General features: G+C 30.0%; 17 protein-coding genes. 16 read left to right on the top strand and 1 reads right to left on the bottom strand.

Annotated elements, in window-relative coordinates; all coding sequences use genetic code 11:
- The first annotated feature begins 450 nt into the window (after window positions 1–450).
- The 4 genes from ELQ16_RS01145 to ELQ16_RS01160 are packed head-to-tail and all read left to right on the top strand — an operon-like array spanning window position 451 to window position 9,547.
- Window positions 451–1,854, top strand: a complete 1,404-nt coding sequence (locus tag ELQ16_RS01145) for a PD-(D/E)XK nuclease family protein (RefSeq protein WP_134237751.1) — start codon at window positions 451–453, stop codon at window positions 1,852–1,854.
- Between the two features lie 60 nt (window positions 1,855–1,914).
- Entirely contained in the window at window positions 1,915–5,715 is a 3,801-nt protein-coding gene (locus ELQ16_RS01150) for an Eco57I restriction-modification methylase domain-containing protein (protein WP_134237752.1), read from the top strand.
- Window positions 5,712–7,439: a pentapeptide repeat-containing protein gene (locus ELQ16_RS10225; protein WP_134237753.1), complete on the top strand. Its 1,728-nt coding sequence runs from the start codon at window positions 5,712–5,714 to the stop codon at window positions 7,437–7,439. Before ELQ16_RS01150 ends, ELQ16_RS10225 begins: the two co-directional genes overlap by 4 nt.
- Before the next feature lie 17 nt (window positions 7,440–7,456).
- On the top strand, window positions 7,457–9,547 hold the full coding sequence (locus tag ELQ16_RS01160; protein WP_134237754.1) for a hypothetical protein: 2,091 nt from the start codon (window positions 7,457–7,459) through the stop codon (window positions 9,545–9,547).
- Here ELQ16_RS01160 and ELQ16_RS01165 read toward each other — a convergent pair.
- On the bottom strand, window positions 9,544–10,740 hold the full coding sequence (locus ELQ16_RS01165) for a multidrug effflux MFS transporter (protein ID WP_134237755.1): 1,197 nt from the start codon (window positions 10,738–10,740) through the stop codon (window positions 9,544–9,546). The genes ELQ16_RS01160 and ELQ16_RS01165 overlap by 4 nt on opposite strands.
- 142 nt (window positions 10,741–10,882) lie before the next feature.
- On the opposite strand from ELQ16_RS01165, the gene ELQ16_RS01170 reads away from it, so the two are divergent.
- Genes ELQ16_RS01170 through ELQ16_RS01225 form a run of 12 tightly spaced genes read left to right on the top strand, consistent with a single transcriptional unit; the run spans window position 10,883 to window position 21,127 of the window.
- Window positions 10,883–11,155 carry a NifU family protein gene (locus ELQ16_RS01170; RefSeq protein WP_134237756.1) on the top strand — a complete coding sequence of 91 codons (273 nt, stop codon included), beginning with the start codon at window positions 10,883–10,885 and terminating at the stop codon, window positions 11,153–11,155.
- Entirely contained in the window at window positions 11,142–11,690 is a 549-nt protein-coding gene (locus tag ELQ16_RS01175; protein ID WP_134237962.1) for a histidine kinase, read from the top strand. The genes ELQ16_RS01170 and ELQ16_RS01175 overlap by 14 nt, the downstream gene beginning before the upstream one ends.
- Entirely contained in the window at window positions 11,674–12,954 is a 1,281-nt protein-coding gene (locus ELQ16_RS01180) for a UDP-N-acetylmuramoyl-L-alanyl-D-glutamate--2,6-diaminopimelate ligase (RefSeq protein ID WP_134237757.1), read from the top strand. Before ELQ16_RS01175 ends, ELQ16_RS01180 begins: the two co-directional genes overlap by 17 nt.
- 8 nt (window positions 12,955–12,962) lie before the next feature.
- A complete protein-coding gene (locus ELQ16_RS01185) occupies window positions 12,963–13,265 on the top strand; it encodes a YbaB/EbfC family nucleoid-associated protein (RefSeq protein WP_134237758.1) in 303 nt (100 codons plus the stop codon).
- The gene (locus ELQ16_RS01190) at window positions 13,262–14,350 is read left to right on the top strand and encodes a PDZ domain-containing protein (RefSeq protein ID WP_134237759.1); all 1,089 of its coding nucleotides are present in this window, start codon (window positions 13,262–13,264) and stop codon (window positions 14,348–14,350) included. Before ELQ16_RS01185 ends, ELQ16_RS01190 begins: the two co-directional genes overlap by 4 nt.
- Window positions 14,350–15,189 carry a polyprenyl synthetase family protein gene (locus ELQ16_RS01195; RefSeq protein ID WP_134237963.1) on the top strand — a complete coding sequence of 280 codons (840 nt, stop codon included), beginning with the start codon at window positions 14,350–14,352 and terminating at the stop codon, window positions 15,187–15,189. The genes ELQ16_RS01190 and ELQ16_RS01195 overlap by 1 nt, the downstream gene beginning before the upstream one ends.
- An 8-nt stretch (window positions 15,190–15,197) precedes the next feature.
- On the top strand, window positions 15,198–15,884 hold the full coding sequence (locus ELQ16_RS01200) for a hypothetical protein (RefSeq protein WP_134237760.1): 687 nt from the start codon (window positions 15,198–15,200) through the stop codon (window positions 15,882–15,884).
- Window positions 15,881–17,779, top strand: coding sequence for a transketolase (tkt, locus tag ELQ16_RS01205; RefSeq protein WP_134237761.1), 1,899 nt, complete (start codon window positions 15,881–15,883; stop codon window positions 17,777–17,779). The genes ELQ16_RS01200 and tkt overlap by 4 nt, the downstream gene beginning before the upstream one ends.
- A gap of 1 nt (window position 17,780) precedes the next feature.
- Window positions 17,781–18,902, top strand: coding sequence for an ABC transporter permease (locus tag ELQ16_RS01210; protein WP_134237762.1), 1,122 nt, complete (start codon window positions 17,781–17,783; stop codon window positions 18,900–18,902).
- Window positions 18,903–19,625, top strand: a complete 723-nt coding sequence (locus tag ELQ16_RS01215; protein WP_134237763.1) for an ABC transporter ATP-binding protein — start codon at window positions 18,903–18,905, stop codon at window positions 19,623–19,625.
- Window positions 19,626–19,628: 3 nt separating this feature from the next.
- On the top strand, window positions 19,629–20,528 hold the full coding sequence (locus ELQ16_RS01220; RefSeq protein WP_134237764.1) for an MlaD family protein: 900 nt from the start codon (window positions 19,629–19,631) through the stop codon (window positions 20,526–20,528).
- A complete protein-coding gene (locus tag ELQ16_RS01225) occupies window positions 20,525–21,127 on the top strand; it encodes an ABC-type transport auxiliary lipoprotein family protein (protein WP_134237765.1) in 603 nt (200 codons plus the stop codon). Before ELQ16_RS01220 ends, ELQ16_RS01225 begins: the two co-directional genes overlap by 4 nt.
- Window positions 21,128–21,150 lie beyond the last annotated feature (23 nt).

Raw genomic sequence — 21,150 nt, forward strand, 5'->3', positions numbered from 1 at the left:
GCTAAGCACATCGTGGGTGATGATACTACGCCTTACTGGCAGGGGGAAAGTAGCTCATTGCGGACTTGTTAATTCTTATTCTTACTTACTACTTAGTTTAATTCTTGAATTAGTTTATTCTTTTTATTGGTTTCTAAAGTTTATTTTTATATGTTATTTAGTTATTTCTTATGGTTTAGATTTGTATTGTTGGTTATTGAATTATTCTAATGGCTTATTTGATGGGTTGGATTTGGGGATTTAGTCATTTTAACTTTAAAATGTTTATAGTGAGTTTGATAAATTTGGTTTTTATGTGTTTCTTTATAGGAATTTTAGTTCTTATATTTAGTTTTTATTAGATTATAATATATGGTTATTGTGTGGATTGGATTTACACTTAAAATTGATTTGTTTGTGTGTAAACAAGATTGGTATGAAAAAAATTATAAAAAATATAATGGGTAATATATGGAAAAATTTGTTGAAAGATTGCTTAAAGAAGATGGTAAGTTTGAACAAGATGCAAATAATGGCTTGAGTAATATAAATATATTTGAGGCTTTGGGTGTTGAAGAAAAAGAAAATTATCATTCAAAATTTATAGCTTATTTGATTGATGTGAATAAAGGGCATTACCAAAAAAATTTTGCAAAAGAGTTTTTGGAAAAACTTAGCAAAAGTTTAGCAAATACCAAATTTGAAAATTTAAATATAGGGGATATAAAAAGTGTAGAAACAGAATCTTGTATTAAAGATAATAGAAGGGTAGATATTTTAATAATATTAAGTGACAAGAGATATATTATAATAGAAAATAAAATTTATGCAAAAGATCAAAAAAATCAATTGAAAGATTATATTAGTTTTGTAAGAAAAAATATCAAAAATATAGAAGATTGTTATAAAAATATTTTAACTATATATTTACATCAAGATGAGTATACTAGTCCTAGTGATTATAGTTTGGGAAGTTTTATTATAAGAGAAAATTGGATTAAAGATAAAAATGAAAACAATATTTGTCATTATTTGAAGATAGATTATATATGGATTAAAGAGTGGATTGATGAGTGTATAAAAACATATGAAGAAAAACTAACCAAAGATCAAAAATTTGTTCTCGATATACAAAACATTATTTTTACTCTCAATCAATATAGAAATATTTTGCAATGGTATATAACAAACGAGTATATTCAAAGAGATGATGTGTTGAAATTTATTTTTCAAGATAATGTAAAAATGCAAAATTTAAAGAATGTTATGGTTTTATATAGATATAACAAAAACAAATCAGAGCTTAAAAATTTAAATGAGCAAGATTATAAAAAAGCTAAAGTTATCATCCAACATAAATGGAATAGTATCTGTGAATACATAATAGAAGAATTTTTTGATAATTTTGAATATATGGAAATTAAAATAGGTGATATAACTTTTATTGGTAACAAAATAGAAGAAAATCGTGTCAATCATGGTGTGTTTATGTTTTATCCTAAATCTTACAAAGACGAAAGTTTATACCCTTGTATATATTTATATTTTAAAAAAAGTTACTACAATACTGTTGGTTTGACATTTGAAATTTCAAATGATAATGATGAAGATATAGAAAATGAAAAATATCAAGAATGTTTAAAATTATTTAAAGATATAAAAGAAGAAAATGTTAGAAAATATCAAAACCACTATTATTGCGATAAATTAATAAATAATGAAAAACTAGAAGGAGAATATGCTTTTATTTATTGGTTGATTGAAAGTCAAAATTTTACAAAAGATTTTATTAAAATTTTAAATGATTTTTTTAATAAAAATCTTATACAACAAGCATATAAAGATATTGATGATATATTAAATTCTAAAATATAGCTTTTATAAAAGTAAATTTTAGTAAAATAAAAATTATTTTTTTTCAATAAAGGCGAATTAATGAATTTTAAATCTATAGATGAAAAAGAATTTCTCAACCCTTACTACCGCAAAAAGCCGATTTTAGAAGTAGAGTTAAATAAATTCATTAAAATTTTAAAAGATTATAAAACAAATTTAAAAGACAATCTCAAAAACAACGAAGACTCCCTAGTAGCAAACGCCCTTGGCAAATTTTTTGAAAGTTTGAGTTTTGAGTGTGAGGTAAAAAGCATACATAAAGGCAATAGCGGTATAGATCTAGCCTTGAAAAAAGATAAGCAAATTCAAGTTATCATTGAAGCAAAATTACCAAATTCTAAGGATTTTTTCAGTCCAAACAAGCCAAATTGCAAGGCTTTGCACGAGTGTATTTTGTATTATCTTCGCGAAAGAAAAGCCTTAAATTCATCGCTTAAATACATCATTATCACAGATTTTTATCGTTTTTATATCTTTAAGGCGGAGTTGTTTGAAAATCTTTTTAACAACAACAAATACTTCAAAGAAACTTTTGAAAATTTTGAAAGCAAAAATTCTCTTTTTAAGGGCAATACTGACGAGTTTTATAAAGAATGCGAAAAGCTTTTGAAGAGTCAAAAATATCTTGATTCTATCACGAGAAAAGATCTTTTTGATGAGCCTAGCTTAAAGGGTGTTTTTGTCGATTTCAAGCCTATTTTAGAGCAAGATAAATCAAGTTTTAGCAAACTTAAGCCTTTATTTAAAATTTTTCACAAAGACTTTTTACTAAGCGAATTTAATCCCAACGATGCAAATTCCTTAAACAATACCTTTTACAAAGAGCTTTTATATATCTTAGGACTTTGTGAAAGCAAACAAAACTCAAAGCTCATCATCACAAAAAGCGAAGAAAGCAAAGCAGAACAAGGCACTTTTTATACTGCTATAAATTCCAAACTTAAAGAAGAAAATTTTGAAACCATTTTAAAACTTTTGATTTTATGGCTTAATCGTATCTTATTTTTAAAGCTTATAGAGTCAAATTTGGTGCGTTTTAATGATGATAAAAATTTAAAATTTTTAAATTTTAAAAAAATACCTGATTTTGATAAGCTTAGTGAACTTTTCTTTGAAGTTTTAGCCAAAGAAAGAAGCACACGAAAGAAAAGTGAATTTGCTTATCTGCCTTACTTAAATTCTTCTTTGTTTGAAAAACAAAGCATAGAAAATACGCTTGAAATTTCGAGCCTAAACAACGATTTAAAACTTAACTACTACAAAAACACTGTGCTAAAAGATGACAAATGCAAGACTAAAAAAGGACAAGTGGGACTTTTGGAATATTTGTTTGAATTTTTGGATAGCTTTGATTTTGGCAGTGATGATGAGCAAAGCGAGATTTTGAGTCAAAAAGAACTCATAAGTTCAAGTGTTTTAGGAAATGTATTTGAAAAACTTAACGGCTACAAAGAAGGAAGCTTTTACACTCCAAGCTTTATCACTTCTTATATGTGTAAAGAAAGTATCACAAAGGTTGTGCTTGATAAATTTAATACCCGATTTGATCTTGATGCCAAAGATATAAGCGAGTTAAGACAAGCTTTGAGAAAAGAAGATAAAAAAGTGCAAAAAGAGCTTTTAAATTCTATAAAAATTTGCGATCCTGCGGTGGGTAGCGGGCATTTTTTAGTGTCGGCTTTAAATGTTATGCTTAGTATCTACGATGAGCTAAATCTTTTTGATGAGGAGTTTTACCTGGAAGTGCAAAACGATGAAATTCTCATCACTAACCGCAAAGGTGAATTTATAGAATACAAACGCCCGCATTCAGACAAGGACAAAGCCCACTTGATCCAAAAAGAACTTTTTTACACGAAAAAAGACATCATAGAAAACAACCTTTTTGGAGTAGATATCAACCCAAACTCATGCGAGATCACAAAGCTAAGGCTTTGGATAGAGCTTTTAAAACACAGTTTTTATCAAAGTTTTGATGATGAGAATTATCATGATCTTAAAACTCTGCCAAACATCGATATAAACATAAAATGCGGGAATTCTTTGATATCTTACTTTGAAATTGACAAAAGCCTAAGCCATTATCCTAATATCAAAGAACGCATGAATAAATACAAAAACATAGTCAAAGACTACAAAGAGGGCTTTTATACAGATAAAAGCCAAATCAACCAAGAGATAAAAAATCTCAAAATTTCTTTTAAAAATTTCTGCTTTGCGGATAAATTTAAAAAAGAGATGAAAAGTTTTAATGAAAAATGCGAAAAATACTCCAAAAAATACGGCAATTTCTTAGCTGTAAATGATGAGAATTTGAGAATTTTTGTCAGTGCGAATTTGACTCTTTTTGATTTTGATGAAAAAGAAGCCACAAAAGAATTTAAAAAACTCAAAGATGACTACAATGCTATTTTTAACCTAGAAAGCAATCATCCTTTTGAATGGCGTTTTGAATTTCCTGAAATTTTAGACGATGATGGAAATTTCAAAGGCTTTGATCTCATCATTGGCAATCCGCCTTATATAAAAGAAGCGGACAATAAAGAATTTTTTACTAATACAAAAAAGCTAAGAACTTATCAAGGAAAAATGGACATTTGGTATCATTTTGTAGGGCGTGGATTTGATATATTAAAAAACAATGGATATTTATCGTTTATCGCTACAAATAATTGGATTACAAATTCAGGAGCTAAAAAACTACGCAATATAGTTTTAGAAGAATCCCAAATTTTAAGCCTTGTTGATTTTAGCTCTTTTATGGTGTTTGATTCTGCAAGTATACAAACGATGATAATGCAATTTCAAAAAACAAAACCGCCTAAAAATTATGAATTTCATTTTGCTAAAATCACAACCCAAACTCCAATTTATGAAGATGCTCTAAGTATTTTAAAAAATGAAAAAAACCAAAACAATGAAATTTTAAGCATAAATTTAGCTCCAAAAAAATTCATAGATAAAACTTTAAATTTCACAAAAAGTGATTATGAAGAACTTTTCAATAAAATTCAAAAATATGGGAAATTTTATCTTGAAGAAAAAGAAGTCGCACAAGGGATAGTTTATCCACAAGAGAATGTAAATAAGAAGTCTTTAGAGATTTTGGGAAAAAATTTTTATATAGGACAAGGTATTCAAAAGCTAACAAATGAAGAAGTTGAAAAACTAAATCTTTTAAAAAATGAAAAAAATTTATTAAAACCTATTTTTGAAAGCAATAGCATAGAAAAATATTACGCTAAAAAAGATAATGATTTTTGGGTTATTTATACAAATTCATCATTTAAAAATCTAAATTCTATGGATAATTATCCAAATTTAAAAAAGCATTTAGATAAATTTAAAAAAGTTATAACTTCAGATAATAAACCTTATGGTTTGCACCGAGCAAGAGATGAGAAATTTTTTAAAGGAAGCCCTAGAATTGTGGCACTTAGAAAATGCGTAGGTGAGCCTAAATTTAGTTATGTTGATTTTGATTGTTATGTTTCAGCAACTTTTTATATTATCAAAACACAAAGAATAAATGTGAAATATTTAACAGGGCTTTTAAATTCAAAGCTTGTCGCATTTTGGTTAAAACATAAAGGAAAAATGCAAGGTAATAATTATCAAATCGACAAAGAGCCTTTGTTAAATATTCCTATAGTAGATATAAATTCTAAAAATCAAAAAATAGCCGATGAGCTTGTAAATTCAGTCGATGAGATTTTAGTTTTAAAAGAACAAGACAAAAACGCAAACACCAAAATCCAAGAAGACAAAATAAACTCTATCGTTTATAAACTTTACAACCTAAACGAAGAAGAAATAAAAATCATTGAAGGAAAACGATGATAAGGGATATATATAATATTGATTTAGAAATACCAAATAGTGGTATCTTTATAAAAGGTTTGGATAATGAGAAATTAACTATTTCTCTAGATTTAGTTAGATTTATGCAAATCAATAAGAGGCAAATAGTATCCTCAGGCAATAAACTAGATGTTGGAAAATTGGCTAAACCATTAAATCCATATATTATTTATAATATTTTAGAAGAAAATAATAAAAACAATTTTAATGATGTAAAAATTATAGATAAAATAGAAGATAACAATAATATTGTCTATCATTTTAATTTCGGATTAATATTAAATACTTTTATAGAAAAATCAAAAATTACAAGACAGATGGAGCAAAATACATCAGATAACTTGAAAGATCTGAATGAAATCAAAGCTTTTATAGCTCCTTGTTTTTTTTCCTATGGAATGGTAGGAGATGTTAAATCAATCCCTAAAAACGAACTTGAAGATTTAGAAAATGATTACGGCTATGAGGGAAAAGATTATAAAAGTATTTTTAAAAAAGAAGTTTATATAAATTTTAGTTGCTATGAGAGAGTGTATTTTTCTAATTGTGAGTTTAAATCTAAAGTTTCTTTACATATAATTGATAATGACAATACGGTTTGTTTTCTTAATGGCATGGATTTTTCTAATTGTATTTTTGAAGATGAAATAAATTTTAAACGCTTTATATCTGGAACATCTTTGCCTGAAAATAAATATTATAACAATGAACAGGACACTTTATTTAAAAATTGTATTTTTAAAAAAAGAGTTGTTTTTCATAATTCTAATTTTTTTAACAGTATCTATTTCAATAATTCCCATTTTAAAGATTATGTTGATTTTCATGAATGTGAATTTAAAAAAACTGCTTGTTTTTACGGAGTGAGATTTGATAAAACTCCAAATTTTTCTCAAGCTATCTTCAAAGAAAATTTAAATGTAGTTAATACAAATTTAAATTTTACTTTTGGCAATCTACAAGAGAGAATCAAACAAGAATACAAAGATTTTAATGAAACTAAAGAAAAAAAATCTTTAGATAAATTCGCAAATGATTTTAGAGATTCTTTCAGAACTTTTAAAAATGCTTTGATAAAAGATAACAATCTTTTAGACGCTTCAAAATTTCACAAATATGAGCTTTATTGTAAAGAGATAGAGCTAAAATTTAAAAAGTCCAAGATATTTTCTAGAGAATGGATGGACAAATGGCAACTTGTCTTTTATCGCAAGCTTTGTGATCATCATACCGATATTTTACAAAGTTTAAATTCGCTTATTTTGGTGATAGGGATTTTTGTGCTATCAAGCGTTGTGATGGTTTTTGGTTTTAACTATAGTCTTGGATATAAGCCTATTTTAGAGCATTGGTATTTTTCATTGGATTTTTATAATCATCATATAAATTCTATCATACAGGACAATTATTTGTTTGTGGTAAAAGTAAATTTTGCAATGCTTTTTGGTTATTTGATTTTAGTTGGATTTGCTTTATGTCTAAAATATATAAGAGAATTTTTTATAATCATATCTTATGCGATAACTCTTTTAGTCCTAGTGGTTTCACCGAAAATTCTTATCCCTGCTATGGGATTTTTTACAGATAAAAGAGCTATGCTAGATCCACTTAGCACAATGGGTGGAATTTATACAATCGTTTTTGGTTTTGTTGTATTTTCTTTTATAAAGACAATTAGAAAAAATTCCATAGTGCCAAGTTGAAAAATAGGAAGGATTAAATGATGAAAAAAACACTTGAAAAAATACTTAATACCTTAGAGAAATGTTGTGAAGAAACACATCAAAATGATAAGAGTGAGTATGAAATTAGAAGACAGTTATTTAATATTTTATCAAAAAACAATCCAAATAATATAAAAGAATATGATATATCTATTCTAAATAATGAAGAGATAAAAGGCAAGCAAGACTTTAGACAAAAAGATGAATTATTTCCTAGCGATGAAAAATGGTATTCAGTTTGTGGTAAAGACGATGGGATAATAGATATATGCTTACCATATGATAAGATAAAAAGTATTCCATGTAATGTTATTTTTAATAATTGCAATATTGATTTGCATATAGATGAGTCAAAAGGCGTGAAAAAAGATAATGTAGAGACAATTAAAAACCATTTATATTTTTATAATTGTACTTTTGAAAAGTCATTAAATTTGAAAAATATTATTTTTGAAAAAATATTAACTTTTAATCAGTGTGCGTTTTCTAAAGATCTAAAAATATATCAAAACCAATTTTTAGATCATTTGGTTTTTATAAATTGCTCTGTTGAAAACAAAAAAATTAAATCATTAGATTTGCAACAAAATATTTTTAAAGGATATCTTTTTATAAAAAATTGCACCATAGAAAAAATAAATTTATGGAAAAATAAATTTGAAAATAGGTGTTATTTTGTAGATTCTAAATTTGGATATAAAGATAATCAAAAAAAATTAAATTTTTCAAATACTCATTTTGAAGATGAAGTTTATTTTAACAACTCTGAATTTTCTAGTTATGCTGATTTTCACGAGTGTAAATTTGATAATATAACTTGTTTTTATGGAGCAAAGTTTTATAAGGCTCCGAATTTTAGTGCTTGTTATTTTAAAGAGCAAAAAGCTGCAAATTTGATTAATGTTGATATATATAAGCTAGATTTTAAATCAGTGGAGAAATATATAGAAGATAACTATCAAGATGAGACATATGAAAATAAACAAGAAATAACAGAAGAACAGCGTAATAATAATTGTAAATTAAAATGCGCCAAACATTTAAAAGATTCTTTCAGGGTTATAAAAGATATTTTAATCACACAAAATAATACCCTAGAAGCTCAAGAATGGCACAAGTTAGAGCTTTATGCGAAAGAGGAAGAGATCGCGATAAAAGCTAAAAGTGCGATTGATGTTACAGATTGTAAAAACGCTAGTGCAAAATTTTTAAAAGAAGAATTATATGATTTTACCGAATGGGTTAATTTTGTATTATTGTTTATATACAGAAACACTAGTAGTCACCATACAAGCTTTTTAAAAATACTTAACTTTACAGTTGTAATGATTGCGCTTTATGCTTCGTTTGTTTGGTGGTTACAAATTAATAATACTGTTCAGTTTGTTTATGAGTTTATATTTATAACAGCTTTTAGAGTAATTGTAATTATAGCTTTTTTGTCATATATTACTTATGAGGGTGCATTTAAATTACGCATATTTCGATTTTTATTATTTTTGGGTATGGGTTGCGGTATATTTTTATTATTCTTCTTTCAAAATCCAGAGCCTATCATTATATATTGTTATATTTTATTGGTTTCTTTTTTTAGTTGGATATTTTTTTCTGAAAAACTTTCGCGTTTTTTTGTTTTAACTTTGGCATATATTGTTTTTTTTAGTGTTTTAATTGAAAAACCACAATTTATAAACCCTTTTACAGGTATATTTTCATCGGGCAAACTTTATGAAAGTCAATTTGAAAAAAGTTTAAATGATTTAAATACGAGTGCTATTATAAATCTAGCAAGCATATTGCAGAATGATTTTAATCTCCATTTAAAAGATCAAAATATTTCTTTTACAGAGTTAAATTCAGCTAAAGCATTGATAGTAGCAAATAAAGAAAATCTTTTAAAATTAAACGATGTAAATTCAAATATAGCCAAGGAAGTTTTAGGAGAAGAATATACGCATACTATAAATCAAGACAAGATTATAGAAAACACCATAAAATCCACTAGTGTTTTATATGGCATTATCCTTTTGCTTTGTATTTTCTCACTCCAAAAAACCGCACGAAAAAATTCCATAGTGCCTAGCTAAGCCTTATGCTTAGCTAGAAAATACACCCCATTTGCGATTAAAACACAAGCACACATTACAAAAGCAAGGATTAGCGGAGTATTTGCGTCTAAAGCACCCACTAAAGATGAGATAAGTCCTGCTAGGGCAAATTGCACAAAGCCAAGCACCGCAGAGGCTGTGCCCGAGTGATCCTTAAAACGCGCCATAGCCAAAGTTGTGGTATTTGGAATGATAAAACCAAGTAAAGCGATACAAGAAAAAAGAGAAATTTCAAAAAGCCAAAAATTACCCTTTATAAAAGCGCCAAGCGTTAAAACACAAGCACATACAAGCATAATTAGTAGGGCATTTTTTAAAATCTTTTCAGGATCAAATTTGCGCACCAAACGAGCATTGATATTGGCAAAAGTCACAAAACCAAGCGCATTGATACCAAAAAGTGCTGAGTATTGCTGCTCACTTAAATTATAAACCCTAGTAAAAACAAAAGAAGAGCCGGTTATATAAGCAAAAAGCATAGCCATAGCAAAGCCTGCAGAAAAGATATATACGATGAATTTTTTATCCTTTAAAACAAAGATATAATTTTGCAAAGTTTGCTTGTTTGAAAATTTGATTTTTCCAAGGTGAGGCGCGGACTCTTTAAGTCCAAATGCTATCATGAAAAACAAAATAGTCCCCAAAATGAATAAAGTCGTAAAAATGCTATGCCACGAAAAGTATTCGAGTAAAAATCCTCCAAAAGTCGGCGAAAGCATAGGAGCAATAGAGCTAAAAACCATCATTAAAGCAAAGATCCCCGCTGCTTCTTTAATCTCAAATAAATCATTAACAATAGCCCTTGCTATGACTATCCCTGCGCATCCGCCCAAAGCTTCAAAAAATCTTAAGACAATGAAAGCTTCGATCGAGTTTGCAATCATACAAGCAAAAGATGAGGTTAAAAAAAGTGCTATTCCAATGAGTGCGGGAATTTTTCGTCCAAAAATATCGCTTATTGGTCCATAAATTAATTGTCCTAAAGCAAAGGCGACAAAAAAGCTAGTCAGCGAAAGCTGGGTAAGTGCTGTTGTGGTTTGAAAGCTTTGTTCTACATGCGTAAGTGCGGGTAAATACATATCCGTTGAAAGTGGAGCAATGCTTGACATCAAAGCAAGGATAATAATGAGTTTAAATTTAGCAAAGCCGTGAATTTTGGTGTGTTTTTGCATTTTGTAATCCTAATTATTTAAAAAATGATTTTAACAAGTCAATCTTAGAATAATCTTGTATAAAACAAAGAAAAATTACTTAATTTACCTTTTTTTAAAGACAATCTCGCTAAAGTTAAGAAAATAATTATAAGGAAAACAAATGATGCCTTTTAGTGATGAAGAGCTTGTAAAGCCTGTTAAAGCAAGTTTGGATAAAAGTATGTATATTTTAGAACGCGATGGCGGTGGGCTTGAATTTTTAGGCATTAAAAACGGCGTGGTTTATGTGCATTTAATCGGTGCTTGTAAGGGCTGTGCGGCAAGTGGAACAACGCTAAAATACCACTTAGAAAGACAGCTTAAAATCGACATACATCCTGAAATTACCATAGTGAATTTAAATGGCGGAGCGGACGAATTTGCAAAATTATAAAAAAATAGCCATAGAGCATTTTTTAAAAATGGATTTTAAAACAGCAAAATTGTATTTTTCTTTGGCTTATGAAAGGAGAAAAAATAAGCGTTTGTTTATCTTTGTCTCTCTTTGCGATATAGGACTTCATTCTCCTCAAGAAGCTTTGTTGCTTTTTGAATTTTATAAAGATAATTATAAATTAAAATTTATTGATGAAGAAATGGAAGAATTACTAAAAATTCGTGAGTCAAAGCACCAAAAAGTCGTAGATTATAACGAAGATGAAAACAAAGCTTTAAATTATGGGGATTTTTTGGAAAGCGAGAAAAATGTTGGCTTTAAAAGAAGTTTTGAAAATGTGATTTTTTCAGGAAAACTCATCATAAGCGATAGAGAAGATTTCATAGAATTTTTAGAGAAATTACTTGATAATGGCTATATCGAAATGACTTTAAATTATATAGAAAGTGTTTTGCCACATTTTTCAAACCACGCAAGATTTATAAAACTTCAAGAACGCCTTAAAGGATATAAAAGTGATAATAAATTATAAAAATACCTTCATCACAGATAATTCTTTAGAATGCCAAAAAGACTGTTTTTTTCTCAGCACAGCACAAAATGCAAAATTTGTGAATCAAGCTAGGCAAAATGGTGCAAACATTATCGATATAGAAAAAGCCAAAAAAATGCTTGAAATTGATGAAAACATTAAAATCATAGGCATTACAGGCACTAATGGCAAAACCACAACTGCGGCTGCGATTTACTCGATTTTGCTTGATTTAGGCTTTAAATGTGCCCTTTGTGGGACGCGTGGGGCTTTTATGAATGATGAGAAAATTGATGAAAAATCCTTAACCACTTCGCCTATTCTTAAAACTTTGGAGTATTTACAGCTTGCTACACAGAAAAAATGTGAATTTTTCATTATGGAAGTAAGTTCTCATGCTTTGGTTCAAAATCGCATCGAGGGCTTGAAATTCGCAGCCAAAATTTTCACCAATATCACTCAAGATCATTTAGATTTTCATAAAACTTTTGAAAATTATAAACTAGCAAAAGAAAGCTTTTTTACCGATGAAAGCTTGAAATTTATCAACAAAGACACACAAGCAATTAAATTTAATGTTAGAAATTCTTTTACTTATGGCATAGAAAATCCGGCTTTGTATCATATCAAAGCTTATTCTTTAGAGAGTGGAATTAGCGCAGTTGTGATGGCAAAAGATCAAACTTTCCATATAGATTCTTCCCTTGTGGGACTTTTTAATCTTTATAATCTTTTAGCCGCAAGTGCTTGTGTTAATGAGCTTGTAAGTCCTAATTTAAAAGATTTAGAAAAAGCTATTAGTGGTTTTGGTGGGGTTTGTGGAAGAATGGAAGTTGTAGCAGAAGGGGTAATCGTTGATTTTGCACACACGCCAGATGGCATTGAAAAAGTCCTTGACGCACTTAAAAATAAAAAACTCATTGTTGTTTTTGGCGCAGGTGGTGATAGAGATAAAAGCAAACGCCCTTTGATGGGAAAAATTGCAAAACATTATGCCAAAACGCTAATTATTACAAGCGACAATCCACGCAGTGAAGAGCCTTTGGATATCATTAATGATATTTTATCTGGGATAAAGGTCGATGAAAATGTATTTATCGAGGCGGATAGAAAAAAAGCTATTGAAATGGCTTTAAAAATGCGCAAAAATGATGAATTTGTCGTTATTTTGGGTAAAGGCGATGAGGACACTCAAGAAATTAAAGGAGTAAAATATCCTTTTAGTGATAAAATAATCGTCAATGAAATTTTAAATCAAAAATAAGGAATATGATGTTTGAAAATATGGATTTTTCTAAAATGGGGGAGCTTTTAAATCAAGTGCAAGAAAAAGCAAAAAGCATAGAATTAGAGCTTGCAAATCGCGAATTTAGTGCAAAAAGTGGTGCTGGACTTGTAAAAGTAAGTGCAAATGGCAAAGGCGAAATTATCGATGTGAGTATTGATGATTCTTTGCTTGAGGATAAAGAATCTTTGCAAATTTTACTTATCTCTGCGATTAATGATGTTTTGGCTATGGTGGCGCAAAATCGTAATAACATAGCAAGCGATGTTTTAGGAGGTATGAAACTATGAGAACAAATTTAATCAAAGGTGCTTTATTATCTTTGTTTGTTGTTGTTTTTGCTTTTGGGATTGAAAGACCCAGAATGGAAGATTTTATCACTTGTTTTGAGAAAAATAAGGCGAGTATTTTAAATTATGAAGGAATGAATGCCTTTGCTTTAAGTGAAAATTTGCTTGCTGTTGTGAAAAGTCCTAGTAAAAAATTAAATAAATATGTTAAATACGATCCTTTTTTAAATTTATACCTTGTAAGAACTGATTTTAGTTTAATTCCAGCAAAAATGACAGATGAGCAAAATTTAACACGCAATGATTGGGTGGGGATTTTAGATGCTAATACCCCTTTTATAGGACATTTGAAATATTTGGCTCAAAATATTGACGAAAAAGATCAGCTTGATTTTAAAACTAAAATAGGGCAGTTAAATACTCCGTGTTGTAATATGGTCGGAATTTCTCTTAATAATGGCGCATTTATTGGAAATCGTTATTTAAAGCATTTTATGAAGTATAATGATGTGTATTGGGGAGATATTGGCGCGGATTTTGAAGTGCGTGATGATAAAATTTATGTCAGCAATGTCAGAAAAACAGGGCAGTTTTTGGTTAATGATGAAATTATCAGCGTAGATGGTGAAAAAATTAAAAACATAAGAGAGCTAAATGAAAAGGTTTTATTTGCCGATAGGGGCAGTACTTTGTATTTTTCTATTTTAAGGGACAATCAAGATGTGAATGTTTCTGCGGTAGTTTTTAATAAAGACTTAAGTAAATTTAATTTACCAAATTCAAAACCAAAGCCTAAAATTTCAAGTTTTAGAAGCAATCTTGGCTTAAGTGTGAATTCAAATCTTGTTATAACCAAAGTGGAAACAAATTCAAAGGCAGATAGCGCTGGTTTTTTGGTTGGAGATAAAATTTTAAGAGTAAATAATCAAATCATTAATGATTTTAAACAGTTGCAAAATATTCTAGCGCAAGGAAATGATTTTAATGTTTTGGTGCAAAGATCGAGCAAAAAACTTCCTGTTGGAAATTTAGACAGCAATCAAGGCGATGGACAATTTCAGTTTTTCATAAGGCTTGCTAAGTGATTTTAGAACTTTTCAACAATCATTTAGAAAAAAACTTGCCTAAAGTAAAAAGCTTCCATCCTTTTTTTAATGAAGCCTTAGCGGTGATGTTAAAAGCAGGGGGGAAGCACTTTCGTGCTCAACTTTTACTAGGCATCGTAGAAGCAAAAACACCAAGCCTTATATCAAACGCCTTAGATGCGGCTTTAGCATTAGAATTTATCCATACTTACTCACTCATACATGATGATTTGCCTGCTATGGATAATGCGGATTTTAGAAGAGGAACTCCTACTTTACACAAAACTTATGATGAAACCACGGCTGTTTTAGTGGGCGATGCTTTAAATACTGAAGCCTTTTTACTTCTTTCAAAACTTGATTTAAAAGATAGCGTGAAATTAAAACTTGTAAATACCCTAGCTTTTAACGCGGGGCTTAATGGTATGATTATAGGTCAAGCAATTGATTGTTATTTTGAAGATAAAAGGTTAAATTTAGAAGAGCTTGAGTTTTTACATATGCATAAAACTGCAAAACTCATAGCAGCGGCCTTGAAAATGGGTTGTGAAATTTGTGAGTTAGATGAAAAAGAAAGCGAAAAGATTTATCAAATCGGCTTAAAACTTGGACTCATTTTTCAAATCAACGATGATATCATCGATGCGACTATGAGTGAAGAAGAAAGTGGAAAGCCCACAAAACACGACGAGCATAAAAATTCTTTTGTGAATTTGCTTGGCTTAGAAGAGGCTATAAATTCAAAAAATCGCTTAAAGCTTGAGTGCGAGCAAAGTTTGGCTAGTGTGGATAAAGTGATCGCAAAAATGATAAGCGATCTAATAAAACAATATCTTTAAGGAAAACAATGAACGATCAAGATATAGAAGCTTTAAAATTTGAAGACAAAATAAGAGAGAAGAAATATATGCTTTTTTTTAGTCTTTTATTTTGGTGTGTTGCTTTTGGATGGGGGATATATTTTAGTGAAAATCCTATGAATAGTGAGTTTCCTTTTATCCCTTCTATTTATCCGTACTATTCTCCTTATGTTTTTGCTGTTTATCCGTACTATTCTCCTTATGTTTTTGCTGTTTGCTATATTATTTTTTCTATTTTTTGGATAAAAATTCTTAATGATTTTGGCTTAAAAATAAAATATTTTATTTGGTTTTTAATCGCTACTTTTTTGTGGGGTATACTACAAAATGATATTTTTTATATACGCGCTGTAGATTATGATAAACACAGGGCTGTCCTAAGTATTCTTAAAATGGTTTTATTATTTTTTATGAGTGCAAGTTTTTGTTTATGGATAAGGTATTTAGTGAAAATTAGCGAAAAGAAGTTTTTAAAATGTGTGCTTATAAGCTCTGCTGTATTGGCAGTAGTTGCATTTTTATGTTTGTTTTATTTTAATAGAATTCCAACACTTAAGTATCCATTCAGCTCGGGAATGGCTCATATGGTTTTATTTTATAGCTTGGCTTTATTGGTTCTTGCAATCGCTTTGGCAAATTTTAATTTTGTAAATATTATAAAGGAAAAACAATGAATAAACTTATGCTTGCTAAACAGGCAAATACTTTAAGATTTTTAAGTGCAGATATGGTGCAAAAGGCAAATTCAGGTCACCCTGGTGCGCCTTTGGGAATGGCTGATATTTTAACGGTTTTAAGTTATCATCTTTCTCATAATCCTAAAAACCCAACTTGGTTAAACCGCGATAGATTAATATTTTCAGGTGGACATGCCAGTGCTTTGCTATATAGCTTTTTGCATTTAAGTGGGTATGATTTAAGTTTGGATGATCTTAAAAACTTTCGCCAACTTCACTCAAAAACCCCAGGTCATCCTGAAATTTCAACCACAGGCGTAGAAATCGCTACTGGACCTTTAGGACAAGGCGTGGCAAATGCAGTAGGCTTTGCTATGGCAGCTAAGAAGGCGGCAAAAATTTTGGGTGAAGATTTAATTAATCATAAAATTTATTGTCTCTGTGGAGATGGAGATTTACAAGAAGGGATTTCTTATGAGGCTTGTTCAATGGCTGGACTTCATAAGCTTGATAATTTGATTTTAATTTATGATAGTAATGAAATTTCCATTGAAGGCGATGTGGCTTTAGCTTTTAATGAAAATGTAAAAGAACGCTTTAGAGCACAACATTTTGAAGTGCTAGAAATCGATGGGCATAATTTTGAAGAAATTGATGTAGCTTTAAAAACTGCAAAAGCAAGCAAAAAACCTTGTCTTATCATCGCACACACAAAAATCGCAAAAGGCGCGGGAGAGCTTGAGGGAAGCCATAAAAGTCACGGCGCACCTTTGGGTGAAGAAGTGATCAAAAAGGCTAAAAAAGAAGCGGGGTTTGATGAGAATTTAAGCTTTGAGATAAGCGAAGATGTAAAAATTCGCTTTGAAAGTGCAGTAGAACTTGGGGATTTAGAAGAAGCAAAATGGAAAAGTGTGCTAGAAAAAAGCAGTAAAAAAGAATTATTAGAAAGACTTTTAAAGCCTGATTTTAGCAAGATTAATTTCCCTGATTTTAAAGGAAAAGACTTAGCCACAAGAGATAGCAATGGCGAAATTTTAAATGTCTTGGCCGCAAGTTTAGAAGGCTTTTTGGGTGGAAGTGCGGATTTGGGCCCTTCAAATAAAACAGAACTTCATAAAATGGGCGATTTTGTAGAAGGAAAAAATATCCATTTTGGTATAAGAGAACACGCTATGGCAGCAATTAATAATGCCTTTGCAAGATATGGAATTTTCTTACCTTTTTCGGCGACTTTTTTCATTTTTAGCGAGTATTTAAAACCAGCAGCTAGAATTGCAGCTTTAATGAAAATAAAACATTTTTTTATCTTTACACACGATAGTATAGGTGTTGGAGAAGATGGACCAACGCACCAACCTATCGAACAACTTAGTACTTTTAGAGCTATGCCAAATTTCTTAACCTTTAGAGTGGCTGATGGGGTAGAAAATGTCAAGGCTTGGCAAATTGCTTTAGAAGCTGAAGTGCCTTGCGCTTTTGTGCTTTCACGCCAAAAACTCAAAGCCTTAAGTGAGCCTATTTTTGGTGATGTGAAAAATGGAGCTTATTTGCTAAAAGAAAATGAAAATGCTAAATTCACACTTTTAGCAAGTGGAAGCGAGGTTAGTCTGTGCTTAGAAGTGGCAAATGAGCTAGAAAAGCAAGGCGTGTTTTGTAATGTAGTTTCTATGCCTTGTTTTGAGCTTTTTGAAAAACAAGACAAAGCTTATCAAGAAAGGCTTTTAAAAGGTAAAGTAATAGGAATTGAAGCGGCACATTCTAATGAACTTTATAAATTCTGTGATGAGGTTTATGGCATAGAAAGCTTTGGTGAGAGTGGTAAAGATAAAGATGTGTTTGAGTATTTTGGTTTTAGTGTTTCAAAGCTTTTAAATTTCATTTTAAAGAATTAAAATGAGTGCGAATTTCAAATTTCAAAAACAAGAGCAAAACGACGAGCTTATGGTTTTTGGAATTTGGGATAAAAACTCTATTGCAAATTTAAATCCAAAAGATATTTTAAGTCAAATTTCAAAACAAAATTTAATCTTAAATTTTGAAAATTTAGAAGACATTGATATGGCTGGAGTTTGCTTTTTTCTTGCTTTAGAACATGATTTAAAACTTCAAAGTATTAACACCCAAAAAAGCAATCTTCGTCCCCAATTTCAAAGCCTTTTTGAGCTTTGCGAGAAAAATTACACACGCTTTGTGCCTTTGAAAAAAGATAAGCTTGTTTGGAGTGATTTTTTTTATCGATTAGGGAATTTTTGCATACAAAATTTAAAAACTTTTCAAAAATTCATAGCTTTTAGCGGTATGATTTTTTATACTTTATTTTATACTTTATTTCAACCTAAGAAAATCCGCTTTATTTCTTTTTTATATCACATAGAATACTCAGCCTTCAGAGCTTTGCCTATAGTGGCTTTGACTTCTTTATTAGTTGGGGTTGTTTTAGCTTATCAGGCTGCTTATCAACTCGAACAATTTGGGGCAAATATTTTCATCGTTGATCTAACTGGAATTTCAGCCACTAGAGAGATCGCTCCCTTAATTGCCGCTATTGTAATTGCGGGTAGGAGCGCAAGTTCTTATACGGCACAAATTGGAGTGATGAAAATCACCGATGAAATTGATGCGATGAATACTATGGGTTTTAAATCAAGTGAATTTATCATTTTGCCAAGAATTTTAGCTCTAGTTGTTGCGATGCCTTTAGTTGTTGCTCTTGCTGATGCTGTGAGTATTTTGGGTGGAATGATTATTGCTGATTTAAATTTAGATATTAATTATAATGAATTTATGCGCCGTTTTAAAGAAGCAGTGGAACTAAAGCATATTATTATAGGGCTTATCAAGGCACCTATTTTTGGGTTTTTAATAGGCATTATCGCTTGTTTTAGAGGCTTTGAAGTAAAAAATACCACAGAGAGTATAGGAATTTACACGACAAAAAGTGTTGTAAATGCTATTTTTTGGGTTATAGCTTTTGATGCTTTATTTTCTGTTGTGCTAACGCAAATGGGGATTTAAATGATCATTAAAGCACAAAATATCATCACGCGTTTTGGCAAAAAGCTAGTGCATGATGGAGTAAGTTTTGAAGTAAGAGAAAACGAAATTTTTGGCATTTTAGGTGGAAGTGGGAGCGGAAAATCCGTGCTTTTAAAGCAAATGTTGCTTCTGGAGCATTTTGATGGTGGAGAGTATGAAATTCTTGGTACAAGATTAAAAAATATTAGCGAAAAAGATGCTTTAAATTTGCGACAAAAATGGGGAGTGGTTTTTCAATTTGGTGCTTTATTTAGCTTTTTTTCTGTGTTTGAAAACATAGCCATACCTTTAAAAGAATATACAAAATTAAACTCACAAACCATCAATGAGCTTGTAAGAATGAAATTAAAAATGGTAGGCTTGGATGAGAGTGTTTTAACGCAATATCCTAGCGAGTTAAGTGGCGGCATGAAAAAACGCGTGGCTATTGCTAGAGCTTTGGCACTTGATAGCAAATTACTTTTTTTAGATGAGCCAACTTCGGGGCTTGATCCACATAGTAGCCGCGAATTTGATGAGCTTATTTTAAAACTCAAGCAAAGTTTTGATTTAAATATCATTTTAGTTACGCACGATAAGGAGAGTATGGGAAATTTACTCGATCGTTTTATTATTTTAGAAGAGAAAAAAATTGCATTTTGTGGGACTTATGAGGAGTTAAGAGAGCAAAATGAACGGCTTTTTCAAAGATTTATGGGGTAGATTATGGAGAATAGGGCGAATTATTTTTTTGTAGGATTTTTTGTTTTTGGAGTGTTTTTTGCAGGCATTTTTTTTGTGATGTGGATGAGTGGCTTTTCTCAAAAACAAGAATTTGAGTATTATCAAATTTACACTCAGGAATCCGTCGCAGGACTCGGGATTAAAGCTCCGGTAAGGTTTTTGGGGGTGGAGATTGGTAGTGTTGAAGAGATTAATATCGACACTAAAGAAGGTATAGGTGTGAGTATTTTGATCAAAGTCAAAAAAGGAACTCCTATCAAAGAAGATACTTATGCAAATTTACAATTTCAAGGCATTACGGGACTTAAATTCATACAATTACAAGGCGGGAGCAATGAAGCACCTTTTTTGAAAACAAGTGATAAAAATATCGCTACCATTAAAATCAAAGAAAGTTTTTTAAGCACTTTTGATAGGCAAAGTGGCAAACTTTTTTCTTTAGTTGAAACTGCTGATAATAAAACAAAAGTTTTACTAAGTGATCAAAATTTGAAAAATCTTTCCATTGCACTTGAAAATTTGGCAAGTGTGAGTAAGACTTTAAATAAAGATACTAAAGTAATGACGCAAAAAATCATCAACGCCAGTGAAGATATCAGCAAAATGGCAAAAGCAATCGAAAAAACAGCAAATCACGAAAAATTCAATCAAACTTTAGATTCTATCGAAAAAAGTGCCAACGCTATTAATAATCTTTCACAAAAGATTTCAACCAAATTTGATGAATATGATGAAATTAAATACGATTTAGGTGTAAATTTAGAGCTTTTACGAAGGCTTTTGGTGCAAAGCAATGAATTTATTAGAAATCTTGAGCAAAGTCCTTCGGATTTGCTTTTTAAAAAAAGTTCTAAAAACCCAGCTCCAGGAGAGAAAAGATGAGAAAAATTTTACTTTGTATTTTTGCACTTTTTTTAAGTGCTTGTTCTTTTAGTCAAAAAGAAATCAATCCTCCTTCGGTTAAATTCATTTTAAATTCTGATGAACTTTTGGCTACAGAAACTTTGACTCAAACCCGTTTTAAAATTAAAATTTTGATGCCACAAAGTCCACTTTATTTACAAAGCAATCAAATATATTATCTCAAAAAGAACGAACTTAACAGCTACGCATTTCATATGTGGGAAAGCCCGCTTACTATGAGTTATTATTCATTTATGACGCATAAACTGCAAAATAGCGGTATTTTTGAAGCGGTGATTAATAAAAACAGTTTAATTTCGCCAGATTATATCCTAGAAAGCAGAATGGATAATTTTGAACAAGTATTTGATGATAATGATAATTTTGTGTGGCTTAAAATGAGCGTGAGTTTGATAAGGGCGCAAGATAAGACTTTGCTTGGACAGAGATTTTTTGATTATAGAACCGAGGTGGATAATCAAAATATACAAAGTGTTGTTGCTGCCTTTGATAAAACCTTAAATTCTTTGAGCAATGATCTTGTGGTTTGGATTAGTGAGCTTTTAAAAAAGGAATGAAAAGTGCTTATAAATGCCAAATG

This window comes from Campylobacter sp. US33a (assembly GCF_004378855.1).
GTDB lineage: Bacteria > Campylobacterota > Campylobacteria > Campylobacterales > Campylobacteraceae > Campylobacter_D.